Below are 20,321 nucleotides of genomic sequence, written 5' to 3'. Positions count from 1 at the left end.
ACTTCCGCGGGCGCGCCGGTGTTGTAGAGAGTATGGACATCCACACCATCATCGACAGTCCGCTGGGCGAGATTCTCCTCGTCGGCGACGGCGTGGGACGGCTGACCCGCGTGTCGTTCGACGTGGGCGCGCCGCCCGGACGCCGGGAGCTGGCCGCCTTCGGGGAGGCCGAACGGCAGCTCGGCGAGTACTTCGCGGGTGGGCGTACCTCGTTCGACCTGCCCCTGGCCACCCGCGGGACGGCGTTCCAGCAGCGGGTGTGGGCCGAGGTGGCGGCGCTGCCGTACGGGACGACGACCAGCTACGGCGAGCTGACCGCCCGCGCCGGCGTGGCGCGGGACCGGGTCCGCGCGGTCGGCGCGGCGATCGGCGCGAACCCGCTGCTCGTCGTGGTCCCCTGCCACCGGGTGGTCGCCGCGGACGGCGCGCTGACCGGCTACGCGGGCGGCCTGGAACGCAAGTGCGACCTGCTCACCCTCGAAGGCGTCCTGCAGCCGCAGCTCTGGAGCGTGTCGTCATGACGCCGCAGGTCGACGGGGCCGACTGGCAGCGGCTGGCCGGGGAGCTCGACGCCCACGGCTGCGCGCTGACGCCGCGGCTGCTCTCGCCCGGGGAGTGCGCGGAGATCTCCGGCCTGTACGACGAGGCCGGCCGGTTCCGCTCGACGGTCGACATGGCCCGCCACCGGTTCGGCTCCGGCCAGTACCGGTACTTCCGCCGGCCGTTCCCGCCGCTGGTCGAGGAGTTGCGGGCGGCGTTCTATCCGCGTCTGCTGCCGATCGCCCGCGACTGGGCGGCCCGGCTGGGGCAGCCCGCGCCCTGGCCGGACGACTTCGCCGAGTGGCTGGACATGTGCCACGCGGCGGGACAGACCAAGCCGACCCCCATCCTGCTGCGCTACCGGGAGAACGACTGGAACGCGCTCCACCGCGACCTGTACGGCGACCTCGTGTTCCCGCTGCAGGTCGTGATCGGGCTCGACCGGCCCGGCGAGGACTACACCGGGGGCGAGTTCCTGCTGGTGGAGCAGCGGCCGAGGGCCCAGTCGCGGGGCACGGTGACCGCGCTGCCGCAGGGTCACGGGCTGATCTTCACCACCCGCGACCGGCCGGTGCGCTCCTCGCGCGGCTGGTCGGCCTCGCCGGTGCGGCACGGGGTCAGCACCGTGCGTTCGGGGCTGCGGCACACCCTCGGCCTGGTTTTGCACGACGCGACATGACCAGCGTGCGAACGGCCGAGCTGGACGCGCTGCTCACCCTCGTCCGGGCCCAGCGCCCACGGGCGCGGGCCGTCGTCGTCGGCCACGGCCGGGACGGCGCCCGCCTGGCCGAGGCGTTCGCCGACGCCTGGGACGGGACGGTGCTCGCGGTGGTCGCCTGGCCGGAGACGGCGGCGTCGTGGTTGCGCCAGGCCAGGCGGTTCACGGCGGGCGAACCGGACGCCTGGGTGGTCGCGGGCGCGCCGGCGGGATGGGCCGGGATGAGCGAGCGCCTGCGCCGCAGCACCGACTGGGATCCGCGCCGGACGTACGGTTCGGCGGCAACGGCCCGCGCGGTCGCCCTGGCCGCTCCTGGGACACTGGAAGGCATGCGCGGAGCCGACACCGACGGCACGACCTGGCGAATAGGACGAAACCTGATATTTCGGGAACCATCGTGATCCCCCTGCCCATGCGGGAGATCGCCCCGGGCGCGGTGCACGTCCCCGGCTGGCTGTCCCTCGCCGAGCAGCAGGACCTGGTGCGCGCCTGCCGCGCGTGGGCGACCGGCCCGGTGCCGATCCGGCACACCGTGCTCCCCGGCGGCGGCGTGATGTCGGTGCGGACGGTGTGCGTCGGCTGGCACTGGCAGCCGTACCGGTACACGCGGCTGGCCCACGACGTGAACGGGCGGCGGGTCGCCGCCTTCCCCACGTGGCTCGGCGACCTCGGCCGCCGCGCGCTGGCCGACGCCTACGGCCGCCCGGACGACGGCTACGCCCCCGACACCGCGCTGGTCAACTTCTACGACGGCCAGGCCAGGATGGGCATGCACCAGGACAAGGACGAGCGCTCCGACGCCCCGGTGGTGTCCCTGAGCGTCGGCGACACGTGCCTGTTCCGCTTCGGCAACACCGAGACGCGCGGCAAGCCGTACACGGACGTCGAGCTGGCCTCGGGTGATCTGTTCGTGTTCGGCGGCGCGTCCCGCTTCGCCTATCACGGCGTGCCGAAGGTCTACCCGGGCACCGGCGACCCGGCCACGGGCCTGGCCGCCGGGCGCCTCAACGTGACGATGCGGGTGACGGGTCTTCGATGAAGTAGTCGAACTGGTCGTCGGTGAGGGTGCGGCGCAGGATGCGCAGGACCTTGCCCGGGTCGTCGTGCGGGCCCGGGGTGTAGAAGGGCTTGCCGTCGCGGCCGAAGGTGATGGCCGAGCCGCCCTCCCACTTGCCCAGCAGGTCGCTGACGGGCGAGAAGTCCTCGTGGGGCTCGAAGCCGAGGGTGCGCGCGTAGTCGATCGAGCCGAAGACCAGGTGCTGGGCCAGCTCGATCGGCACCTCCTGGTAGCCCGCGTACTCGCCGAAGAAGTATTCGCGGAACCTGCGCAGGTCGCGCTCGTCGAGCACGTCGGGGCCGATGGTGTTCTTGATGCCGAGGCAGTAGACGTCGGCGAGGTAGCCGCAGACCGTCATCCGGTCCCAGGTGTGGCGCCGGGCGACCAGCACGCACACCATGCCGCCGGCGCCCGACTCCGGGGCCTCGTCGATCCAGCCCTTGGACGGGTCGACGCCCAGCCCGGCGCTCCAGCCGACGTTCATCCAGCAGCCGACCACCTCGGGCTCGGCCGACGTCACGTTCTCGGCGGCGATGGCGCGCACGAGGGGCGCGACGACCGACGGCGACACCTTGAGCGCCCGCGCGATCTCCTTGGGAGACCTGCCCTGGGCGCGCAGCTCGCGTACCTGATCCTTCAACTCCACACGCGGCAGCCTAGCGCCCGGCGTCCCGTCAGGCGGACAGGCCGCGGGCGAGCCACGCCAGGAACCGGAGCTGCCGGGCCTCCCCCTCCGGCTCAGCCGACGGACGAGGTCACGGTGTCCACGTGCTTCTGGCTGACCGAACGCCCCGACACCAGCACGAGGTCGAGCGCGCGCAGGTCGGCCAGGCGGTCGAGCGGGTTGCCGCGGACCGCGATGACGTCGGCGCGCTTCCCGGCCTCCAGGCTGCCGGTCTCGGCCCCGACCCCGCACGCCTCGGCGGCGCGTACGGTGGCCAGCTCGACGATCTCGGCGTTGCCGAACCCCGCCTCAGCGAAGACCTCCAGCCCCGACACGTAGTCGTCGGTGCGCTTGTCGAGCCCGGCGATGGCGAACCCGGTGTCGGTCCCGGCGACGAGCCTGATCCCGGCCTCGCGCATGGCGGCGAGGTTGCCCAGCCAACGGTCCATCGGCTCGGCGCCGACGAGCGCGCGCAGGTTCCAGAACTGGCCGTGCACGGTCGGGCACACGTACGTGCCGCTTGCGGCGATGCGGTCGGCCAGCCGCGCGTCGTAGGCCGGGCCCGCCGGGGTGTGGAACGTGCAGTGCTCGATCGTGGTGACCCCGGCCTCCAGCGCGTTGCCGATCGACTCGGGGGCGTGGGCGTGGGCCGCGACGGTCCTGCCGCGCGTCGCGGCCTCCTCCACGGCGGCCCTGATCAGCGCGGCCGGGTACTGGGCCCGCCAGCTCGGCACCGAGCCGGGTGACATCTCGCCGCCCGAGGCCATCACCTTGAGGCAGTCGGCGCCGGCCCGCAGGTTCTCCCTGGCAACCCGGCGGACGGACGGCTCGTCGTCGGCCTCGCCGCCCATGTACCAGCAGTGGCCGCCGGTGACCGTGATCGGCCGGGTCGCGGCGATCAGGTGGGGGCCGACGGCGAGGCCGTCCTCGATCGCGTCGCGCAGGGTGAGGTCGAGGAAGCCGCGTCCGCCGAGGTCGCGGGCCGTGGTGACGCCCGCGGAGACGAGCTTGCGGGCGTTCTCGGCCATGCGCAGCAGCAGCTGGCCGTCGCTCACGGCGCTGCGCCCGGTCACCGGGTCGACCGTGCCGTCGAACCCGAGGTGCACGTGCGCGTCGACGAGGCCGGGCAGCAAGGTGTGGCCGGGCAGGTCGAGCGTCTCCGCGGCCTGGCCCGCGCTGCCGCGGGGGCCCACCGAGACGATGCGCGAGCCGTCGATCAGCACCTCGCCGTCCGTGATGACCTCTCCGGGACGCCCGGTGAGCACCGTGCCGGCACGGATGATCCGCATGCCTCCACAGTGCCACAGGCGGCCCCGCCGGAAACAGGACCACCCCAATCGATAAGAAGGTTTACTTATTACGGCATGATGGCCGTCCATGTGGACGCGCGACTTCGTGCTCTTCTTCACCGCCCGCACGGTGTCGATGCTGGGCTCGGCGATGATGCCGGTGGCCACCGCGCTCGGCATGCACGACGCCGGTTACGGCGCCACCGGCGTCGGCCTGGCGCTGGCCGCCTGGATGGTGCCGATGGCCGGGCTCATCCTGTTCGGCGGCGTGCTCATGGACCGGTTCACGCCCCGCCGCATGATGGTCGGCGCCGACCTGGCCAGGACGGCGACGCAGGCGGGCACGGCGGCCCTGTTCGGGCTGGGCCGGCCGGAGTTGTGGCAGGTCGTGGCCCTGTCGGCGGTCGCCGGGGCGGCGGCCGCCATGTACACGCCGGGCGTCGCGGGCACCATCTCGCGGATCGCGGCCGACGTGCAGCGGGCCAACGCCACCCTGCGCATGTCCGAGGCGATCATGCAGTTGCTCGGGCCGGGGCTGGCGGGGGCGCTGGTCGGGCTGGCCGGGGTGGGCGTGGTGTTCGCCGCCGACTCGGCCGGGTTCGCGATCAGCGCGGCGTGCCTACTGCTCATGCGGGTGCGGGTGGCGGGCTCCGGCGAGGAGCCGGTGCTGGTGCGGCTGCGGGAGGGCTGGCGGGAGTTCCGGTCGCGCACGTGGATGTGGAGCGTCATCCTGATCTGGGTGGCCTTCGGGATCGCCCTGTTCGGGCCGCTGATCCCGCTGGGCTCGGTGCTGGTGACCGACGCGTACGGGCAGACGGCGTACGGGCTGGTCATGTCGGCGAGCGGGGCCGGGACGATCGTGGGCGGCCTGGTGGCGCTGCGGATCAGGCCGGCCAGGCCGCTGGTCGCGGGCGGGATCGGCATGTTCCTGTTCGCGCTGGAGCCGCTGAGCTTCGCGGCCGGCGTGCCGCTCGGCGTGATCATGGCCTGCCACGTGGTGGGCGGGGCGGGGTGGGCGTTCTGGTCGGTGATGTGGGCGACGAGCGTGCAGACGCTGGTGCCCGCCGAGGCGCTGAACCGGGTCAGCGCGTACGAGATCGGCGGCTCGACCATGTCGCTCCCGATCGGCCAGGCGCTGGCCGGGCCGGTGGCCGCCCTGGCGGGCTCCCGCGAGGTGCTGGGCTTCTCCGCGCTGGTCACGGTCGCCGGCTGCCTGGCGCTGCTGTCCCTGCGGCCGGTGCGGCAGATCACCGTAAGGCCACGGGAAGAGGACCGTAAGGCCGCTCCCGCATCGTAGAGGCATGACAACGACGCAGACCGCGCAGTACGAGATCGTCCGCACCTTCGACGCCCCCCGCGAGGACGTCTACGCCGCCTGGACCCAGCCCGAGCGCTTCTCCCGCTGGTTCGGCCCCCGCATGCTGGCCACGCCGGTCGGCCGGATCACCCTCGACGCCCGTCCCGGCGGCCGGTGGCGCGCGACGCTCGTCGGCGAGGAGGGGTTCGAGGCGACGCTGGAGGGCTCCTACCGCGAGGTGCGGGAGCCGGCCCGGCTGGTGTTCACCACCGGCGACCCCGACAACCCCGGCGACGGCCCGGCCTCGGTCGTGACGCTCGACCTGCTCGACCGGGACGGCGGCACCGAGATGCGCTTCCACCAGTTCGGCGTCAACACCGACCAGGAGCACGCCGAGCAGGCCAGGGCAGGCTGGGACGAGTTCTTCGATCGCCTGGCCGAGCATGTCGCCCGCTGACCCCCGCCACGCCGACTCTCAGAACAGGCCGAGGGCGTCGTCCAGCTTGTACGTGCCGCCCCGCTCGTACGCCGCGGCGAAGGCGTGCTCACCGAGGGCGTCCCGGACCCGGGCCGTGACCCGCTCCTCCTCCTCGCGTTCGGCGGCGTTGGCCGGGGTCCGGATCTGCTCGCGGACCGCGGCGGCCAGCCCCAGCAGCACCGCCGCCCGCTCGGTCGGCCCGGCCGCCGACGCCGCGCCCGCGACGCACGCCGCCGCCGTGCGCGGGTCGCCGACCCTGACCGCCGCGGCCAGCGCCTCCCGGTGCAGCTCCAGGGCCGCGGCCGGGTCGCCGCGCAGCTCGGTGACGTGGCCCAGCTCGACCAGCAGGTCCGGCAGGTGCAGCGGCGGCTCGACGGCGGGGTCGCGCGGCAGGCCCGCCAGCAGGTGGTGCAGGTGCGACTCGGCCAGGTCGAGCAGCCCGGCGCGGCGCGCGGCGAAGGCCAGGCCCATCTCGGCCATGGTCTCGCCCATCTTGTAGCCCTGGCCGAGCGCCAGCTTCAGCGCCCGTCCGCACAGCTCCATGGCCTGGTCGTAGGCGCCGTCGTGCAGGGCCGTCCAGCCCAGCCAGGCGATGCGCCCGGCCACCTCGGGCCACAGGCCGAGCTCCTCGGCCATGCGCAGCCCCTCGGCGAACAGCCGGCGCGCCCGCTCGTGGTCGCCGGCCATCTCGGCCGCGCCCGCCAGCCATTCGGTGGCCTGCAACATGCCCCAGCGGTCGCCCAGCTCGCCGAACAGCCGCGCGCTCTCCCCCGCGTCCCGCTCCAGCGCCTCGGTGTCGCGCATGGTGAACGCGTCGCGCGCCCGCCTGGCCAGCGCGACGGCGACGCCCCACGTGTCGCCGAGGGCGCGGCAGGAGGCCAGCGCCCGTCCGGTCAGCTCCTGGCCGGTGACCATGTCGGGCACGCTCATACCCGCGAACAGCTCGGCCCTGGCCCGCTCGCCCGGGTCGGCGACCCGCTCCAGCAGCGGCTCCCACGCGACCTGCTCGCCCAGCAGGAGCGCGAACCCGGCGTGCCAGGCCGCCGCCCGGCGCCTGGCCGGGCCGTCCGGCCCCGCGACGGCCAGCGCCGCGCCCAGCGAGCGCCTGCCCTCGGCCAGCCGGCCGCGCAGGAACCAGTACCAGGCCAGCGCGTTGACCAGGCGCGCGGCGGTGTCGGCGGCGCCCTCGGCGATCGCGGTGTCCAGCGCGGCCCGCATGTTGGCCGACTCGGCGTCCAGGCGCAGCAGGCGGTCCCGCTGCTCGCCGCCGTACAGGCCGGGTTCGGCCGCCACGGCCAGCTCCAGGTAGTGGCGCAGGTGGGCGCGGCGCACGTCGGCCAGCTCGCCGGCGTCGGCCAGGCGGCCCACGCAGTACTCCGACACCGACTCCAGCAGCCGGTACCTGACCCCCGTCGTGCTCTCGGCGACCACCACGAGCGAGCGGTCGACCAGCCGGGCCAGCAGGTCGAGCACGTCGAGCCCCGGCTCGGCGCACACCGCCTCGGCCGACTCCAGGGTGCAGCCGTCGGCGTGCACGGCCAGGCGGCGCAGCACCACCCGTTCCTCGTCCGACAGCAGGTCCCAGCTCCAGTCGATCACGGCGGTGAGCGTCTGCTGCCGGGCGGGCGCGCCCCTTCGCCCGGACGCCAGCAGCCTGAACCGGTCGTCCAGCCGGTCCACCACCCCCTGGACGCCCAGCGCCCGCACCCGCGTCGCGGCCAGCTCCAGGGCCAGCGGGATGCCGTCGAGCCGCCGGCAGAGCTGGGCCACCGCCTGCGCGTTGCCCGCCTCCAGGGCGAACCCGCGGGCCGAGGCGGCGGCCCTGGCGACGAACAGCCGGACGGCGTCCGAACGGGCCATCTCCGTCAGGTCGGTGCCCGCCGGCAGGTCGAGCGGCGGGACGCTCCACAGGACCTCGCCGTCCACGCCGAGCGGCTCCCTGCTGGTGGCCAGGACGGTCAGGCCCGGTGCCGCGGCCAGCAGTGCGTCGACCACCTCGGCGACCTGCTCGACCACGTGCTCGCAGTTGTCCAGCACGAGCAGCAGGCGCCTCGGCCGCAACGCCGCGGCCAGCCGCTCGGGCACGTCGCCGCCCGACGGGTCCTCCCGGATGTCCAGAGCGGCCATGATCGCCTCGGCGGGCGAGTGGGTGGCGCCGTCGAGCGCGACCAGCCAGGCGCCGTCGGCGAAGCCGTCCAGCAGCCGGTGCGCCGCCTCCAGCGCCAGCCTCGTCTTGCCGACGCCGCCGGTGCCGGTGAGCGTCACCAGCCGCTCGGCGGTGACCAGCGAGCAGACCTCGGTCAGCGCCTCGTCCCTGCCGACGAGCTTGCTGACGGACGCGGGCAGGTTCGTGGTGGGCCGCTCGGCGGGCAGGCTCAGCGCCGGGTCCTGGGCCAGGATCGCCTGGTGCAGCGCGACCAGCTCGGGGCCGGGGTCGAGGCCCAGCTCGTCGGCCAGGCGCTCGCGCAGCTCGGCGAAGCTCGCCAGGGCGTCGCTCTGCCGTCCGGCCCGGTACAGGGCGCGCATGTGCACGGCGCGCAGCCGCTCCCGCAGCGGATGCCGGGCCAGCAGGTCGCCCAGCTCGCCCACGAGCAGCCCGTGCTCGCCCAGTTCGAGCCGGGCCTCGGCGCGCTGCTCCAGCGCTGTGAGCCGCTGCTCCTCCAGCCGGACGATCGCCGACCTGGTGTACTCCTCGTCGGCGAAGTCGGCGTACGCCGCCCCCCGCCACAGCGCCAGGGCGTCGGCCAGCAGCCCCGCCCTGGTCCGCGGGCTGTCGGCGGCCTCGGCGCGGGCCAGCAGGCCGGCGAAGCGGTCCGCGTCGAGCGCGCCGGGATCGGTGCGCAGCAGGTAGCCGGGCGCCCGCGAGACCACCAGGTTCTTGCCGCCCGGCTCGGCGTCCTCCAGCGCCTTGCGCAACTGGGAGACCCGCACCTGGAGCGCGCCCGCCGGGTTGCCCGGCGGCTCCTCGCCCCACAGGTCCTCCACCAGCCGGTCGGCCGAGACCGGATGGCCCTCGTGGACGAGCAGGTCGGCGAGCAGCGCCCGGACCTTGAGCCCGGGGATCGTCACGGGCTCCCCCGCGTCGGTCCACACGGCCAGCGAGCCCAGCACCCCAAAACGCATGTCCGTCACCTTATGCGCCGCCGTAAGTCCACGAGAAGCGCACCGGAAGCGCCCTCCGGCACGGTGAGGGCGACGAAAGGGGAAACGACATGAAGACCGGCACCCTCGCTGGACGGCGTGAATGGACGGGCCTCGCGGTCCTCGCCTCGGTGGCCCTGCTGCTCTCCATCGACCTGAGCGTGCTCTACCTGGCGCTGCCGCACCTGAGCGCCGGACTCGGCGCCTCCGCGCCGCAGCAGCTGTGGATCCTGGACATCTACTCGTTCATGCTGGCCGGGTTCCTGGTGACGATGGGGACGCTGGGCGACAGGATCGGGCGGCGCAGGCTGCTGCTGATCGGCTCGGTGGCCTTCGCCGCGGCCTCGGTGGCCGCCGCGTACTCGGTGAACGCGGAGATGCTCATCGTGTCCCGGGCGCTGCTCGGCGTCTCGGGGGCGACGCTGCTGCCGTCGTCGCTGGCGCTGATCCGGACGATGTTCACCGACGGCCGGCAGATGGGCACCGCGATCGGCCTCTGGTACGGCTGCTTCATGCTCGGCATGGCGGTCGGCCCGCTGGTCGGCGGGCTGCTGCTGGAGCACTTCTGGTGGGGGTCGGCGTTCCTGATGGGCGTGCCGTTCATGGCGGCCGTGCTGGTCGCCGGACGGCTGCTGCTGCCCGAGTACCGCGACCCGCACGCCGGCCGCCTCGACCCGGCCAGCGTGGCCCTGTCCCTGGCGACCATCCTGCCGGTCGTCTACGGGCTCAAGGAGGTCGCGCGCGGCGGCTGGCAGCCCCTCCCCCTGATCGCGGTCGCCGCCGGGACGGCCTTCGGCGTGGTGTTCGTCAGGCGGCAGCGCGACCTCGCCAACCCGCTGCTGGACCTGCGGCTGTTCGGCAACCGCGCGTTCGCGGCGACGCTGGGGATCATGTCGCTCGGCGGGATCGTCATGGCCGGGACCACGCTCATGACCACCCAGTACCTGCAGACCGTGGAGTCGTTGTCGCCGCTGGGCGCCGGGTTGTGGCTGGTGCCGCAGAACGTGGCGATGATCGTGGCCCTGTCGGTCGCGCCGCGGCTCGCCGCCCGGATCGGCACCGCGTACGTGATGGCCGCCGGGCTCGCGCTGGGCGCCGTCGGGCTGTTCCTGCACACCCAGGTCCCCAGCGTGGGCGGGACCGGGCTGGTCGTCACCGGGCTGGTGCTGGCCTCGGCGGGCATCGCGCTGCCGATGGGCGCGGGCAACAGCGTGATCATGACGGCCGCGCCCGCCGAGAAGGCCGGGTCGGCGGCGTCGCTGACCGAGACGAGCGGCGAGTTCGGGGTGGCGGTCGGGGTGGCCGTGCTCGGCAGCCTCGGCACGGCCGTCTACCGCGGGCGGCTTCCCGAGCACCTGCCGGTGGAGGCGGTGCGGGAGAGCATCAGCGCGGCGGTGACCGCCGCCAAGGACCTTCCCGGCCTGCTGGAGGTGGCGCGGGCGGCGTTCACGGCGGGGCTGAACACGGTGGGGGCCGTGAGCGCGGCGGTCTTCGCGGGGCTGGCCGTCTTCGCCCTCCTCGCCCTCCGCCACCACCGCCCGACGCCCTGACCCCCTCCAGCCCGCTCGCCCGGTCAGGTGGACGGCGGCGCCTTTCTGGCCGAGCCGCGGTAGCCGGCCGCGTCGTAGCGGCGTTCGTTGTCGGCCAGCTTGGCGGTCGCCGCCGCCACCAGATCGACGCCCAGGACGTCGGCCAGCCGGACCAGGTACAGGGTCACGTCGCCGAGCTCGGCACGGATGCGGGCGAGCGTGTCGGGGTCGGGGCTCGCGGACTCCTCGGCGGTCAGCCACTGGAACTCCGCGACCAGCTCGCCCGCCTCCCCCGCCAGCGCCATCGCCAGGTTCTTCGGCGTATGGAACCTCTCCCAGTCGCGGGCCCGCGCGAACTCCCGCAGCCGTACGGCCAGCCCTTCCAGCTCCTCGCTCACGCCACCCGACCCTACTGGCCCGCCGGCCGATTCATCACGACCGGTGATGACAGTCCGGGCGAACCCCGTCTGGTTCCCCGGCCGCTTCCGCGATCGACTGGCTTCCGTGTTCTCCCACTTCAACGGCCCTGTCCTCGTCCCCGGCGACCCCGGGTACGACGACGAGACGGCCCGCTTCAACACCGTCGCCGGCCCCGTCCGCCCCGCCGTGGTCGTCGGCGCCCGGGACGCGGGCGACGTCCGGAAGGCGATCGACCACGCCCGGTCGGCGGGGCTGCGGGTGGCGGTCCAGGCGACCGGCCACGGCCTGTCGGCCCCGGTGGACGGGACCCTGCTGATCAACACCCGCCGGATGACCGGCCTGTCCGTCGACCCCGCCACCCGCACGGCCCGCGTCGGGGCCGGGGTGCGCTGGGGCCAGGTCATCGACGCCGCCGCCGGACACGGCCTCGCCCCGCCGAACGGCTCCTCCCCCCTGGTCGGCGCGGTCGGCTACACGCTGGGCGGCGGCCTGCCCGTGCTCGGCCGCACGTTCGGCTGGGCCGCCGATCGGGTCAGGTCCCTGGAACTGGTCACGGCCGACGGAACCCTGCGCACGGTGAGCCCGCACCAGAACCAGGACCTCTTCTGGGCCCTGCGCGGCGGCCGTCCGGGCGTCGGCGTGGTGACCGCGATGGAGCTGGAGCTGGCCGCCGCCCCGCGCTTCCACGGTGGCATGCTGAGCTTCCCGGCCGAACGGGCGTCCGAGCTGCTGGCCGCCTGGCTGCGCTGGAGCCGCGACCTGCCGGACACGATGAACACCTCCATCGCCCTCCTCCGCCTCCCGAACGCCCACCTCACCGCCGTCCGCCTCGCCCACGCCAACTCCTCCCCTTCACCCGCCCCCACCCCCTCGGACCTCACGCCCCAGGAGCTGATCGCCCCTCTCCGCGCCCTGAACCCGGCCGAGGACACCGTCAGGGACCGCCCCTACACCGAGATCGCCGCCGTCCACGAGGACCCCACGGAACCCGCCGCCTACCGTGAGCTCTCCCTGATGCTGCACACCCTCGACGCCGATCTGTTCGACCGCGCCGACCCGGACTTCGCGATGGTCGAGATCCGCCGCCTCGGCGGCGCGTTGGCCGCCGCCCCGGACGTCCCGAACGCGATCGACCACCGCACGGCCGCCTACAGCCTGACCACGATCGCCTTCGCGGGCACGAACCCGAAACCGCCCCTGGACCCCGCCGACCCGTCCAGCACGGGCCTCCGCTTCCGCAACTTCCTGGCCGGCCCGCAGGCCCCGGCCCTGGCCGCCGAGGCGTACACCCCGTCCACCTGGACCAGACTCACCTCCCTCAAAACCACCCACGACCCCCACAACCTGTTCCTCTGACGGGCACCGCCAGGCCCGTGATACCCGTTTCACCGCGCCTGGCGAACAAAAGGCGCGCCAGACGGCTCCAAATGGGTATGGTGATCCCGACAAGGGAGACACCGTGCTTCTCAACTTCAGGTTGGCCAACGTCCTGTCGTTCCGTGACGATCAGCGTCTCTCACTGATCGCGACGGAGCTGAACGACGGCACCGCCCGCCCCATCCCGGTCCGGGGGGGAGGGCGGCCCCTGTCCGTGCTCCCGGTCCTGGGGATCTACGGAGCCAACGCCTCGGGAAAGAGCAACACGCTCGCCGGCCTGCGGCTGATGCGGCAGGCCGTGCTGCACTCGGTGGCGTGGATCAGCGAGGAGAAGCCGACTCGCCGGATCCCCTTCGCGCTCGACCCGGGCTGCGCGGACGAAGCCTCCTTCGTCGAGATCGACCTCGAACTGGCGGGTGTCCGCTACACCTACGGATTCGAGCTGGACGACGAACGCGTCCGCGCCGAATGGCTGCACGCCTACCCCAAGGGCCGGCGTCAGGTCTGGTTCGACCGCGACGGCGACGACATCCGCTTCGCCGGGGAAGGGCTGCGCGGCGAGAAGCAGGACCTGGCGCGGAAGACCCGCCCGGACTCCCTCTTTCTCACGGTGGCCGCCGAGTGGAACAACGAGCAACTGCTGCCCGTGTTCGAGTGGTTCCGCGACAATCTGTGGCTGATCAGCCCCGAACACGACCTGCCCCAGCGCCAGGAGTTCACCAAGGCCAGGGCCCTTGCGGACGAACGGTTCAGGGATCAGGTCGGCCGCCTCCTGACCCGGGCCGACCTCGGCATCGTCGGTTTCGACCAGGACGCCCTGGCGCGCGGCGACGTCCGGCTGCTCCACCGCGCCGGCGATCACACGGCCTCTCTGGACTTCGCGCACGAGTCCATGGGCACACGCGCCTGGTTCGCGATGCTGGGGCCCCTGCTGGAGGCGTTCCAGCACGGCACCACGGTGCTCGTGGACGAACTGGACGCCAGCTTGCACCCCGCGCTCGCGGCCGAGGTGATCAGGATGTTCGAGAACCCCGCGGTCAACGCCCGAGGGGCGCAGATGGTGTTCACGACGCACGACGCGTCGTTGCTGCGTCCGCTCGCGGGCGGGGAGCGGATCCTGGACCGTGACGTGGTCTGGATGGCGGAGAAGGACCCCAGGGGCTCGACGGAGCTGTATCCGCTGTCGAGCCTGCGTCCACCGCCCCGTCCGCACGAGAACCTCGAACGCGGCTGGCTGCTCGGCCGCTTCGGCGGCGTGCCACGGGTCGTCCCCGGCGAGCTGGCACGCGAGGCGGGAGAGGCCCTCACATGAGCCCCGACAAGGTCAGAAAGAAGCGCCAACGCGGCTCCAGCCTGACGGCCTAGCCGCCGCCTCGCGCCGCCAATCGCATCTTCTACGCCGTCGCCGAGGGCGCGGTGACCGAGTACGACTACCTCACGATGCTGCAGAACGCGTTCTCCCGGCAGTGCTCGTACCGCATCGACATGCCGAAATACCGGTCCGACGACATGAAACCGTGGAAAGTCGCCCAGCGCGCCCTGACCGTGGCCGAGGAAGACGCTCTTCGACCGGACAACGAGCAGTACGCGGAAATCTGGGCACTTTTCGACCGCGACCAGCACGGTGACCTGGACGACGCCCTGAGCGCACTCAAGGAGCACTCCAAGATCAGGGTGGCCCTGTCCCATCCGTCCTTCGATTTCTGGCTCTACCTGCACTACGGCCTCTACGACCAACCGCAGGACGGCCGTAACCACCAGGTCCACCAGCTGTTGTCGCAGCGGCCTGGCTTCGCGGGCTTCGGGGCGAGGGACAAGAGGATCACCAAAGCCCGCGCCGACCACCTCATGCCTCGTCTCAAGACCGCGTTCGACAACGCGCGGAGCTTGGACAGGCGCTGCGCCTCCGGCAGGTGCTCCCATCCGCGAGGCTCCGAACCGCGTTGCGGCCTCCTGGACCAGGACCCGTCCAGCGGCATGTGGCGCCTTCTGGAAAGCCTCGGCATCCCGCCATTCCTCTGAGGCGGCCGGTGGGAACTGGCTCGGCGACCGAGCAACGAACTGGGGGTGCGCCGGAGGCGCCCCGGGAAGGCGCCTGAGGCCGGAGGGCGAAGGCCTTTGGAGCGCACCTCACTCCACGGCGGCCGTGCTTTCCCGGACTATCAGTTCCGTAGCCAGTTCCACCCGTTTCGTGTCCGGCACCTCGCCCTTCCCCATCCCCAGCACCGTACGGGTGGCCAGCGCCGCCATCTCCTGCAACGGCTGGCGCACGGTCGTCAGCGGCGGCCAGGCCGACTTCGACAGCGGCAGGTCGTCGAACCCCACGACGCTCAGGTCCTCCGGAACGCGCAGCCCCCGCTGCCGGGCGGCTTCGAACACGCCGAACGCCATCAGGTCGCACCCGGCGAAGATGGCCGTGGGCGGCTCGTCCAGTGACAGGAGTTCGTGGCCCTGGTCGTGGCCGGAGTCGACGAGGAAGGTGCCGCGCCGGACGAGTTCGGGGGCGAGCGGCACGCCGGCCGTCTCCAGTGCGGCCCGGTAGCCGTCGACGCGGGCCTGGCTGCACAGCATGTCGGCCGGCCCGCTGATCATGCCGATCCGGCGGTGGCCGAGTTCGAGCAGGTGGCGGGTGGCGGCCAGGCCGCCGTTCCAGTTGGTGGCGCCGACCGAGACGATGCCGGGGGCCGGCTCGCCCTCGGGGTCGACCACCACGAACGGCAGCGACCGCGCGCTGAGCTGGGCCTGCACGCCGGTGGACAGGCGCGAGGCGACGATCACCACGCCGTCGGTGCGGCGGGCGGCCAGCCGTTCGAGCCAGTCGCGGCCGGGGCCGGCGTGGGTGTGCAGCACCGAGATGACGACGCTGGCCCCGGCCTCGTGGGCCGCGCTCTCCGCGCCGCGCACGATCTCCATGGCCCACGGCGACTCGATCTCGGCGAACACCAGGTCGACCAGGCCGGCGGGGGTGTCGTCCTGGCTGACGCGCCGCTGGTAGCCGTGTTCCTGGAGCAGCCGTTCGACCTTGTGCCGGGTCGCCGGCGCCACCTCGGGCCGGCCGTTGATGACTTTGGAGACCGTGGGGATGGAGACCCCGGCCTCTTCTGCGATCAGCGCGATCGTCACGCGCCTCTTAGCTGACACGTTCGGGAGTGTATCCGAAAGTTTCGGGCTGGGATCGCTCCCAAGACAGCTATTGACGCCCTCCGCAGCACATACCTATGCTCCGATCAACGAAATTATCGGGGGCTATACGAAACTTTCATACCGCTGTGCCCGATGAAGGGACCCCTGGATGAAACGCGGTCTGATCCTCATGGCCACCGCCGTGCTCGTCGCCGGATGCGGCAGCGGCGGGAGTGGCGAGAGCGGCGGGCAGCCCGGCGGCTCGCAGCCCGGCCAGAAGCCCGCCAAGGTGACGCTGGAATGGTGGCACCTGTCCACCGCCGAACCGCTGAAGTCCCTGTGGGCGCAGCGGGCCAAGGACTTCGAGGCCGCGCACCCCGACGTCACCATCAAGGCGACGGTGCTGGAGAACGACGCCTACAAGGCCAAGCTGACCACGATCACCCAGTCGGGCAAGGCCCCCGACGTCTTCGTCACGTGGGGCGGCGGCGTGCTCAAGCAGCAGATCGACGCCGGCCTGGTCAAGGACGTCTCCGCCGACGTCGCCCCCGTGCTGGGCACGTTCACCCCCGCGGCGCTGAGCGCGTACCAGTTCGACGGCAAGACGTACGGGCTGCCGACGGACATCGGGCTGGTCGGCTTCTGGTACAACAAGAAACTCTTCGCCAAGGCCGGCATCACGGCCCCGCCCGCCACCTGGGCGGAGTTCCTCGACGACGTCAAGAAGCTGAAGGCGTCCGGCACCACCCCGATCGCGCTGGCCGGCAAGGAGAAGTGGCCGGGCCACTACTACTGGGCCTATCTGGCGATGCGCATCGCCGGCCTGCCCGCGCTCACGCAGGCGGGCGTGGACCACGACTTCACCAAGCCCGACTTCGTGGCCGCCGGACAGCAGGTCAAGGCGCTGGCCGAGCTCCAGCCGTTCCAGAAGGGCTTCCTCGGCGCCGGGTACGGCACCCCCGACGGGCAGGCGGCCACGGTCTCCAACGGCAAGGCCGCCATGGAGCTGATGGGCCAGTGGGCGCCCGCCGTGCAGAAGGACTCCGGCAAGGGCCTCGGCGACGACCTGGGCTTCTTCCCCTTCCCCGCGGTCGAGGGCGGCAAGGGCTCGATCGGCGACGCCTTCGGCGGCGGCAACGGCCTGTCGGTGGGCGCGGACGCGCCCCCGCAGGCCGTGGAGTTCGTCAAGTTCATGACGCGGATGGACCAGCACACCAAGGCCGTGGCGGCGGGCGGCGTGCTGCCGGTGCTCAAGGGCGAGGAGAGCGCGGTCAAGGACGCCAACCTCAAGCAGGTCGCGACCCTGCTGGCCGGGGCCTCCGGCTACCAGCTCTACCTGGACCAGGCCTACCCGCCGGCCGTCGGCCAGCAGGTCAACGACAGCGTGGCCGAGCTGATCGCCGGGACCAAGACGCCGGAGCAGATCGGCCAGGACATCAGCGAAGTGGCCGAGAGCGAATGACGACGCTGACCCGAGGACCGGCGGCGGTCGCGCCGCCGGCCCCCGCCCCGCCGGGCCGGCGGCGCGGGCGCGCGGTGACGATCGCGCTGTTCCTGCTGCCCGCGCTGGTGCTCTTCCTGCTGCTGGTGGTGGCGCCGATCCTGGTGGCGGTCTACGCCAGCGCGTTCAAGTGGAACGGGTTCGGCGGGCTGCCCACCGAGTTCGTCGGGCCGGCCAACTTCACCAGGCTGCTGTCGTCCGGCATCTTCGCCACCGACCTGTGGCACCTGGCGGTCCTGGTGCTGCTGTCGGTGCTGGTCCAGCTGCCGTTCTCGCTGGCCGTGGCGATGCTGCTGAACCAGCGCATCCGGGGGCGGGCGGTCTACCGGCTGGTGTTCTTCGCCCCGTACGTGCTGTCCGAGGTGATCACCGGCGTGCTGTTCTCGCTGATCCTCGCGCCGGACGGCGGCATGGCGAACCAGCTGCTGTCGGTGTTCGGGCTGGAGTCGGAGTTCCTGGCCGATCCGGACACCGTGATGCCCGCGCTCTTCCTGGTCATGACGTGGAAGTACTTCGGCTTCCACATGATGATCTACCTGGCCGGACGGCAGGGCATCCCGAACGAGCTGATCGAGGCCGCGCAGATCGACGGCGCGACGGCCTGGAAGACGTTCCGGCACATCACGCTGCCGCTGCTCGGGCCGACGATCAGGATCAGCGTGTTCCTGTCGGTCATCTACACCATCCAGCTGTTCGACCTGGTCTGGATCCTCACCGGCGGCGGCCCGTCGCACTCCTCGGAGACGATGGCCGTCACCATGATGGAGTTCGGCTTCAAGCGCTCCCAGGTGGGTTACGCCAACGCGATCAGCGTCGTGATGTTCGCGCTCAGCCTCGTCTTCGCCCTCGTCTACCAGCGGGTGGTGATGCGCCGGGACCTGGCGGGCGCGACGACGTCCATGGGAGGCCGCCGATGAACCACGGAAGGCCGCCCGCGCGGCGGCGCCGTCCCACCCTGCCCCTGCACGCGATCGCCTGGATCGTCGGCGCGTTCATCCTGGCGCCGATCGTGTACGCGCTGCTCGGCGGGTTCAAGAGCAACAGCCAGCTCTCCGGCAACCCCTTCGGCCTGCCCGATCCGTGGGTCACCGCGAACTACACCGACGTGCTCGGCTCGGGGTCGTTCTGGCGGCAGGTGTGGAACAGCACGTTCATCGCGGTCGCCACGACCGTGGTGATGGTCGCGCTGGCGGCGCTGGCCGCGTTCGTCTTCGCCAGGTTCGCCTTCCGCGGCAGGGAGGCGCTGTTCACGCTGTTCACCGCGGGGCTGATGTTCCCGTTCGCGGTGGCCATCCTGCCGATCTTCGTGCTGCTGCGCGCGTTCGGGCTGCTGGACGACCCGCTCGGCGTCATCCTGACGCAGGCCGCCTTCGGGCTGCCGTTGACGATCATCATCCTGCGGGGGTTCTTCCGGAGCATCCCGGGCGAGATCGAGGAGGCCGCGATCATCGACGGCTGCTCGCCGTTCGGGTTCTTCTGGCGGATCCTGCTGCCGATGGCCCGCCCGGCCATGGCGACGGTCTCCGTGCTGGCCGTCGTGGGCAGCTGGAACAACTTCATGCTGCCGCTGGTGGTCTTCAGCGACGAGTCGAGCTGGACGCTGCCGCTCGGTATCCAGCAGTTCCAGGGCCAGTACGCCACCGACACCGCCCGCGTCCTCGCCTACCTGATCCTGGCCATGGTGCCGGCGCTCGGGTTCTACGCCATCGCTGAACGTCACCTGGTCGGTGGGCTCACCGCGGGTGCGACGAAAGGGTGAACATGCTCCACGTCTCAGGAAGCCGGCTCCTCACCCCCGACGGCACGCCCGTCCGGCTCAGGGGGGTGGGCCTCGGGGGCTGGATGAACATGGAGAACTTCATCACCGGCTATCCCGCCAACGAGACCTCGATGCGCGCGGCGGTGACCGGCGTGCTGGGCGAGGAGCGGGCCGAGCTCTTCTTCGACCGGCTGCTCACCTCGTTCTTCACCGGGACCGACGCCGGGCTGCTGGCCGGGCTCGGCATGAACTGCGTGCGCATCCCGGTCAACTACCACCACTGGGAGTCCGACGACCGGCCCATGGAGATCGACCCGAGGGGCTTCCGGCACCTCGACCGGGTGATCGGCCTGCTGGGCGAGCGCGGCCTCTACAGCGTGATCGACCTGCACGCCCTGCCCGGCTCCCAGAACCAGCACTGGCACAGCGACAACCCGACGCACGTGGCGGCGTTCTGGCAGCACCGGCACTTCCAGGACCGGGCCGTGCACCTGTGGGAGGCGCTGGCCGACCACTACCGCGGGCATCCGTGGGTGGCCGGGTACAACGTGGTGAACGAGCCGGGCGACGTCTCGGGCAAGGTGGTCGGCCCGTTCTACGACCGGCTGGTCAAGGCCGTACGGGCCGCCGACCCGGACCACGTCCTGTTCCTGGACGGCAACACCTACGCCACCGACTTCTCGATGTTCCGGGAGATGTACGAGAACACGGTGTTCGTCATGCACGACTACGCCCTGGCCGGGTTCGCCCACGGCGGCCCGTACCCGGGGCTCACCAGGGGCGAGTGGTGCGACCGCGGCCAGTTGGAGGAGACCTTCGCCCGGCGGTCCCGGTTCCAGCGCGAGACCGGCACGCCGTTGTGGGTGGGCGAGTTCGGCCCGGTCTACACCGGCGACCCGGACCGGGACGCGCAGCGCTACCAGGTCCTGCGCGACCAGCTCGACATCTACGACGCCCACGACGCGGGCTGGTCGCTCTGGACGTACAAGGACGTGGGCCTCCAGGGCCTGGTGCACGCGTCGGGGGCGTACCTGGACAGGTTCGGCGCGTTCATCGGCAAGAAGCGGCGGCTCGGCGCGGACCGGTGGGGCTCGACCATGGAGGAGTGCGCCGACGTGCTCGCCCCGCTGCACCGGCTGGTCGAGACCGAGTTCCCGGACTGGGCGCCCTACCCGTGGGGCGCCCGCTACCAGACCGACGACCTGATCAGGCACATCCTCATCGCCCAGGCCCTGCTGCCCGAGTACGCCGGGCTGTTCAGGGGGCTCGGCGACGACGAGCTGCTGGCCCTGGCCGACTCGTTCACGCTGGAGCGGTGCGTACGGCGGGAGCCGCTGCTCGACCTGCTGGCCGCCAATCTCACCGGCTGACAAACCGCCCATACAGTCGGGTGCGTCACACCACCGGGCAAACTATCGCCATCACTGC

General features: G+C 72.5%; 19 protein-coding genes. 14 read left to right on the top strand and 5 right to left on the bottom strand.

What is annotated here, in order from left to right; translation table 11 throughout:
- The first annotated feature begins 32 nt into the window (after positions 1-32).
- The 4 genes from ACIBQ6_RS27090 to ACIBQ6_RS27075 are packed head-to-tail and all read left to right on the top strand — an operon-like array spanning position 33 to position 2,297.
- Positions 33-521, top strand: a complete 489-nt coding sequence (locus tag ACIBQ6_RS27090) for a methylated-DNA--[protein]-cysteine S-methyltransferase (RefSeq protein WP_397215242.1) — start codon at positions 33-35, stop codon at positions 519-521.
- Positions 518-1,219, top strand: a complete 702-nt coding sequence (locus ACIBQ6_RS27085; RefSeq protein WP_352349817.1) for a 2OG-Fe(II) oxygenase — start codon at positions 518-520, stop codon at positions 1,217-1,219. The genes ACIBQ6_RS27090 and ACIBQ6_RS27085 overlap by 4 nt, the downstream gene beginning before the upstream one ends.
- Entirely contained in the window at positions 1,216-1,659 is a 444-nt protein-coding gene (locus ACIBQ6_RS27080; protein WP_397215239.1) for a hypothetical protein, read from the top strand. Before ACIBQ6_RS27085 ends, ACIBQ6_RS27080 begins: the two co-directional genes overlap by 4 nt.
- An 11-nt stretch (positions 1,660-1,670) precedes the next feature.
- Positions 1,671-2,297: an alpha-ketoglutarate-dependent dioxygenase AlkB family protein gene (locus tag ACIBQ6_RS27075; RefSeq protein ID WP_397215375.1), complete on the top strand. Its 627-nt coding sequence runs from the start codon at positions 1,671-1,673 to the stop codon at positions 2,295-2,297.
- On the opposite strand, the gene ACIBQ6_RS27070 is transcribed toward ACIBQ6_RS27075, so the two are convergent.
- Both ACIBQ6_RS27070 and ACIBQ6_RS27065 read right to left on the bottom strand, forming a co-directional pair.
- Positions 2,263-2,961, bottom strand: a complete 699-nt coding sequence (locus tag ACIBQ6_RS27070; protein WP_358283265.1) for a helix-turn-helix domain-containing protein — start codon at positions 2,959-2,961, stop codon at positions 2,263-2,265. The genes ACIBQ6_RS27075 and ACIBQ6_RS27070 overlap by 35 nt on opposite strands.
- Positions 2,962-3,053: 92 nt before the next feature.
- A complete protein-coding gene (locus tag ACIBQ6_RS27065; protein WP_358283264.1) occupies positions 3,054-4,268 on the bottom strand; it encodes an amidohydrolase family protein in 1,215 nt (404 codons plus the stop codon).
- A gap of 88 nt (positions 4,269-4,356) precedes the next feature.
- On the opposite strand from ACIBQ6_RS27065, the gene ACIBQ6_RS27060 reads away from it, so the two are divergent.
- Together ACIBQ6_RS27060 and ACIBQ6_RS27055 are read left to right on the top strand one after the other, a co-directional pair.
- The gene (locus ACIBQ6_RS27060; RefSeq protein WP_397215237.1) at positions 4,357-5,565 is read left to right on the top strand and encodes an MFS transporter; all 1,209 of its coding nucleotides are present in this window, start codon (positions 4,357-4,359) and stop codon (positions 5,563-5,565) included.
- 4 nt (positions 5,566-5,569) lie between these two features.
- Positions 5,570-6,022: an SRPBCC domain-containing protein gene (locus ACIBQ6_RS27055; RefSeq protein ID WP_358283260.1), complete on the top strand. Its 453-nt coding sequence runs from the start codon at positions 5,570-5,572 to the stop codon at positions 6,020-6,022.
- Between the two features lie 18 nt (positions 6,023-6,040).
- On the opposite strand, the gene ACIBQ6_RS27050 is transcribed toward ACIBQ6_RS27055, so the two are convergent.
- Positions 6,041-9,166 carry a BTAD domain-containing putative transcriptional regulator gene (locus ACIBQ6_RS27050; RefSeq protein WP_397215235.1) on the bottom strand — a complete coding sequence of 1,042 codons (3,126 nt, stop codon included), beginning with the start codon at positions 9,164-9,166 and terminating at the stop codon, positions 6,041-6,043.
- A gap of 89 nt (positions 9,167-9,255) precedes the next feature.
- On the opposite strand from ACIBQ6_RS27050, the gene ACIBQ6_RS27045 reads away from it, so the two are divergent.
- Positions 9,256-10,734 (top strand): MFS transporter, encoded by a 1,479-nt coding sequence (locus tag ACIBQ6_RS27045; RefSeq protein WP_397215233.1) that lies wholly within the window; start codon positions 9,256-9,258, stop codon positions 10,732-10,734.
- Positions 10,735-10,757: 23 nt separating this feature from the next.
- On the opposite strand, the gene ACIBQ6_RS27040 is transcribed toward ACIBQ6_RS27045, so the two are convergent.
- Complete coding sequence (locus tag ACIBQ6_RS27040; protein WP_397162393.1) at positions 10,758-11,111, bottom strand: nucleotide pyrophosphohydrolase; 354 nt, start codon at positions 11,109-11,111, stop codon at positions 10,758-10,760.
- Positions 11,112-11,217: 106 nt separating this feature from the next.
- Between ACIBQ6_RS27040 and ACIBQ6_RS27035 the strand changes: the two genes are divergently transcribed.
- The 3 genes from ACIBQ6_RS27035 to ACIBQ6_RS27025 all read left to right on the top strand — a co-directional run bounded on the left by ACIBQ6_RS27035 (position 11,218) and on the right by ACIBQ6_RS27025 (position 14,532).
- Entirely contained in the window at positions 11,218-12,489 is a 1,272-nt protein-coding gene (locus ACIBQ6_RS27035; RefSeq protein WP_397215231.1) for an FAD-binding oxidoreductase, read from the top strand.
- A 103-nt stretch (positions 12,490-12,592) separates the two neighbouring features.
- Positions 12,593-13,822: an ATP/GTP-binding protein gene (locus ACIBQ6_RS27030; RefSeq protein WP_397215229.1), complete on the top strand. Its 1,230-nt coding sequence runs from the start codon at positions 12,593-12,595 to the stop codon at positions 13,820-13,822.
- A 77-nt stretch (positions 13,823-13,899) separates the two neighbouring features.
- Positions 13,900-14,532, top strand: a complete 633-nt coding sequence (locus ACIBQ6_RS27025) for an RloB family protein (RefSeq protein ID WP_397215373.1) — start codon at positions 13,900-13,902, stop codon at positions 14,530-14,532.
- Positions 14,533-14,640: 108 nt separating this feature from the next.
- On the opposite strand, the gene ACIBQ6_RS27020 is transcribed toward ACIBQ6_RS27025, so the two are convergent.
- Positions 14,641-15,651 carry a LacI family DNA-binding transcriptional regulator gene (locus ACIBQ6_RS27020; protein WP_358283246.1) on the bottom strand — a complete coding sequence of 337 codons (1,011 nt, stop codon included), beginning with the start codon at positions 15,649-15,651 and terminating at the stop codon, positions 14,641-14,643.
- Between the two features lie 151 nt (positions 15,652-15,802).
- Between ACIBQ6_RS27020 and ACIBQ6_RS27015 the strand changes: the two genes are divergently transcribed.
- The 4 genes from ACIBQ6_RS27015 to ACIBQ6_RS27000 are packed head-to-tail and all read left to right on the top strand — an operon-like array spanning position 15,803 to position 20,263.
- Positions 15,803-17,095, top strand: coding sequence for an extracellular solute-binding protein (locus tag ACIBQ6_RS27015; protein ID WP_397215227.1), 1,293 nt, complete (start codon positions 15,803-15,805; stop codon positions 17,093-17,095).
- Positions 17,092-18,051, top strand: a complete 960-nt coding sequence (locus ACIBQ6_RS27010) for a carbohydrate ABC transporter permease (protein WP_397215225.1) — start codon at positions 17,092-17,094, stop codon at positions 18,049-18,051. Before ACIBQ6_RS27015 ends, ACIBQ6_RS27010 begins: the two co-directional genes overlap by 4 nt.
- A complete protein-coding gene (locus tag ACIBQ6_RS27005; protein WP_358283240.1) occupies positions 18,048-18,893 on the top strand; it encodes a carbohydrate ABC transporter permease in 846 nt (281 codons plus the stop codon). Before ACIBQ6_RS27010 ends, ACIBQ6_RS27005 begins: the two co-directional genes overlap by 4 nt.
- Before the next feature lie 2 nt (positions 18,894-18,895).
- Positions 18,896-20,263, top strand: a complete 1,368-nt coding sequence (locus ACIBQ6_RS27000) for a glycoside hydrolase family 5 protein (RefSeq protein ID WP_397215222.1) — start codon at positions 18,896-18,898, stop codon at positions 20,261-20,263.
- Positions 20,264-20,321: the final 58 nt, after the last annotated feature.

It is taken from the genome of Nonomuraea sp. NPDC049655 (assembly GCF_044465465.1).
Taxonomy (GTDB): Bacteria; Actinomycetota; Actinomycetes; order Streptosporangiales; family Streptosporangiaceae; genus Nonomuraea.
This window is presented reverse-complemented; position numbering and strand designations above follow the sequence as displayed.

What these genes read in the sequence shown, in the direction of transcription:
- ACIBQ6_RS27090 (WP_397215242.1), top strand. Translation starts at nt 33, where the DNA reads ATGGACATCCACACCATCATCGACAGTCCGCTGGGCGAGATTCTCCTC.
- ACIBQ6_RS27085 (WP_352349817.1), top strand. Translation starts at nt 518, where the DNA reads ATGACGCCGCAGGTCGACGGGGCCGACTGGCAGCGGCTGGCCGGGGAG.
- ACIBQ6_RS27080 (WP_397215239.1), top strand. Translation starts at nt 1,216, where the DNA reads ATGACCAGCGTGCGAACGGCCGAGCTGGACGCGCTGCTCACCCTCGTC.
- ACIBQ6_RS27075 (WP_397215375.1), top strand. Translation starts at nt 1,671, where the DNA reads ATGCGGGAGATCGCCCCGGGCGCGGTGCACGTCCCCGGCTGGCTGTCC.
- ACIBQ6_RS27065 (WP_358283264.1), bottom strand. Translation starts at nt 4,268, where the DNA reads ATGCGGATCATCCGTGCCGGCACGGTGCTCACCGGGCGTCCCGGAGAG.
- ACIBQ6_RS27060 (WP_397215237.1), top strand. Translation starts at nt 4,357, where the DNA reads ATGTGGACGCGCGACTTCGTGCTCTTCTTCACCGCCCGCACGGTGTCG.
- ACIBQ6_RS27055 (WP_358283260.1), top strand. Translation starts at nt 5,570, where the DNA reads ATGACAACGACGCAGACCGCGCAGTACGAGATCGTCCGCACCTTCGAC.
- ACIBQ6_RS27050 (WP_397215235.1), bottom strand. Translation starts at nt 9,166, where the DNA reads ATGCGTTTTGGGGTGCTGGGCTCGCTGGCCGTGTGGACCGACGCGGGG.
- ACIBQ6_RS27045 (WP_397215233.1), top strand. Translation starts at nt 9,256, where the DNA reads ATGAAGACCGGCACCCTCGCTGGACGGCGTGAATGGACGGGCCTCGCG.
- ACIBQ6_RS27015 (WP_397215227.1), top strand. Translation starts at nt 15,803, where the DNA reads ATGAAACGCGGTCTGATCCTCATGGCCACCGCCGTGCTCGTCGCCGGA.
- ACIBQ6_RS27010 (WP_397215225.1), top strand. Translation starts at nt 17,092, where the DNA reads ATGACGACGCTGACCCGAGGACCGGCGGCGGTCGCGCCGCCGGCCCCC.
- ACIBQ6_RS27005 (WP_358283240.1), top strand. Translation starts at nt 18,048, where the DNA reads ATGAACCACGGAAGGCCGCCCGCGCGGCGGCGCCGTCCCACCCTGCCC.
- ACIBQ6_RS27000 (WP_397215222.1), top strand. Translation starts at nt 18,896, where the DNA reads ATGCTCCACGTCTCAGGAAGCCGGCTCCTCACCCCCGACGGCACGCCC.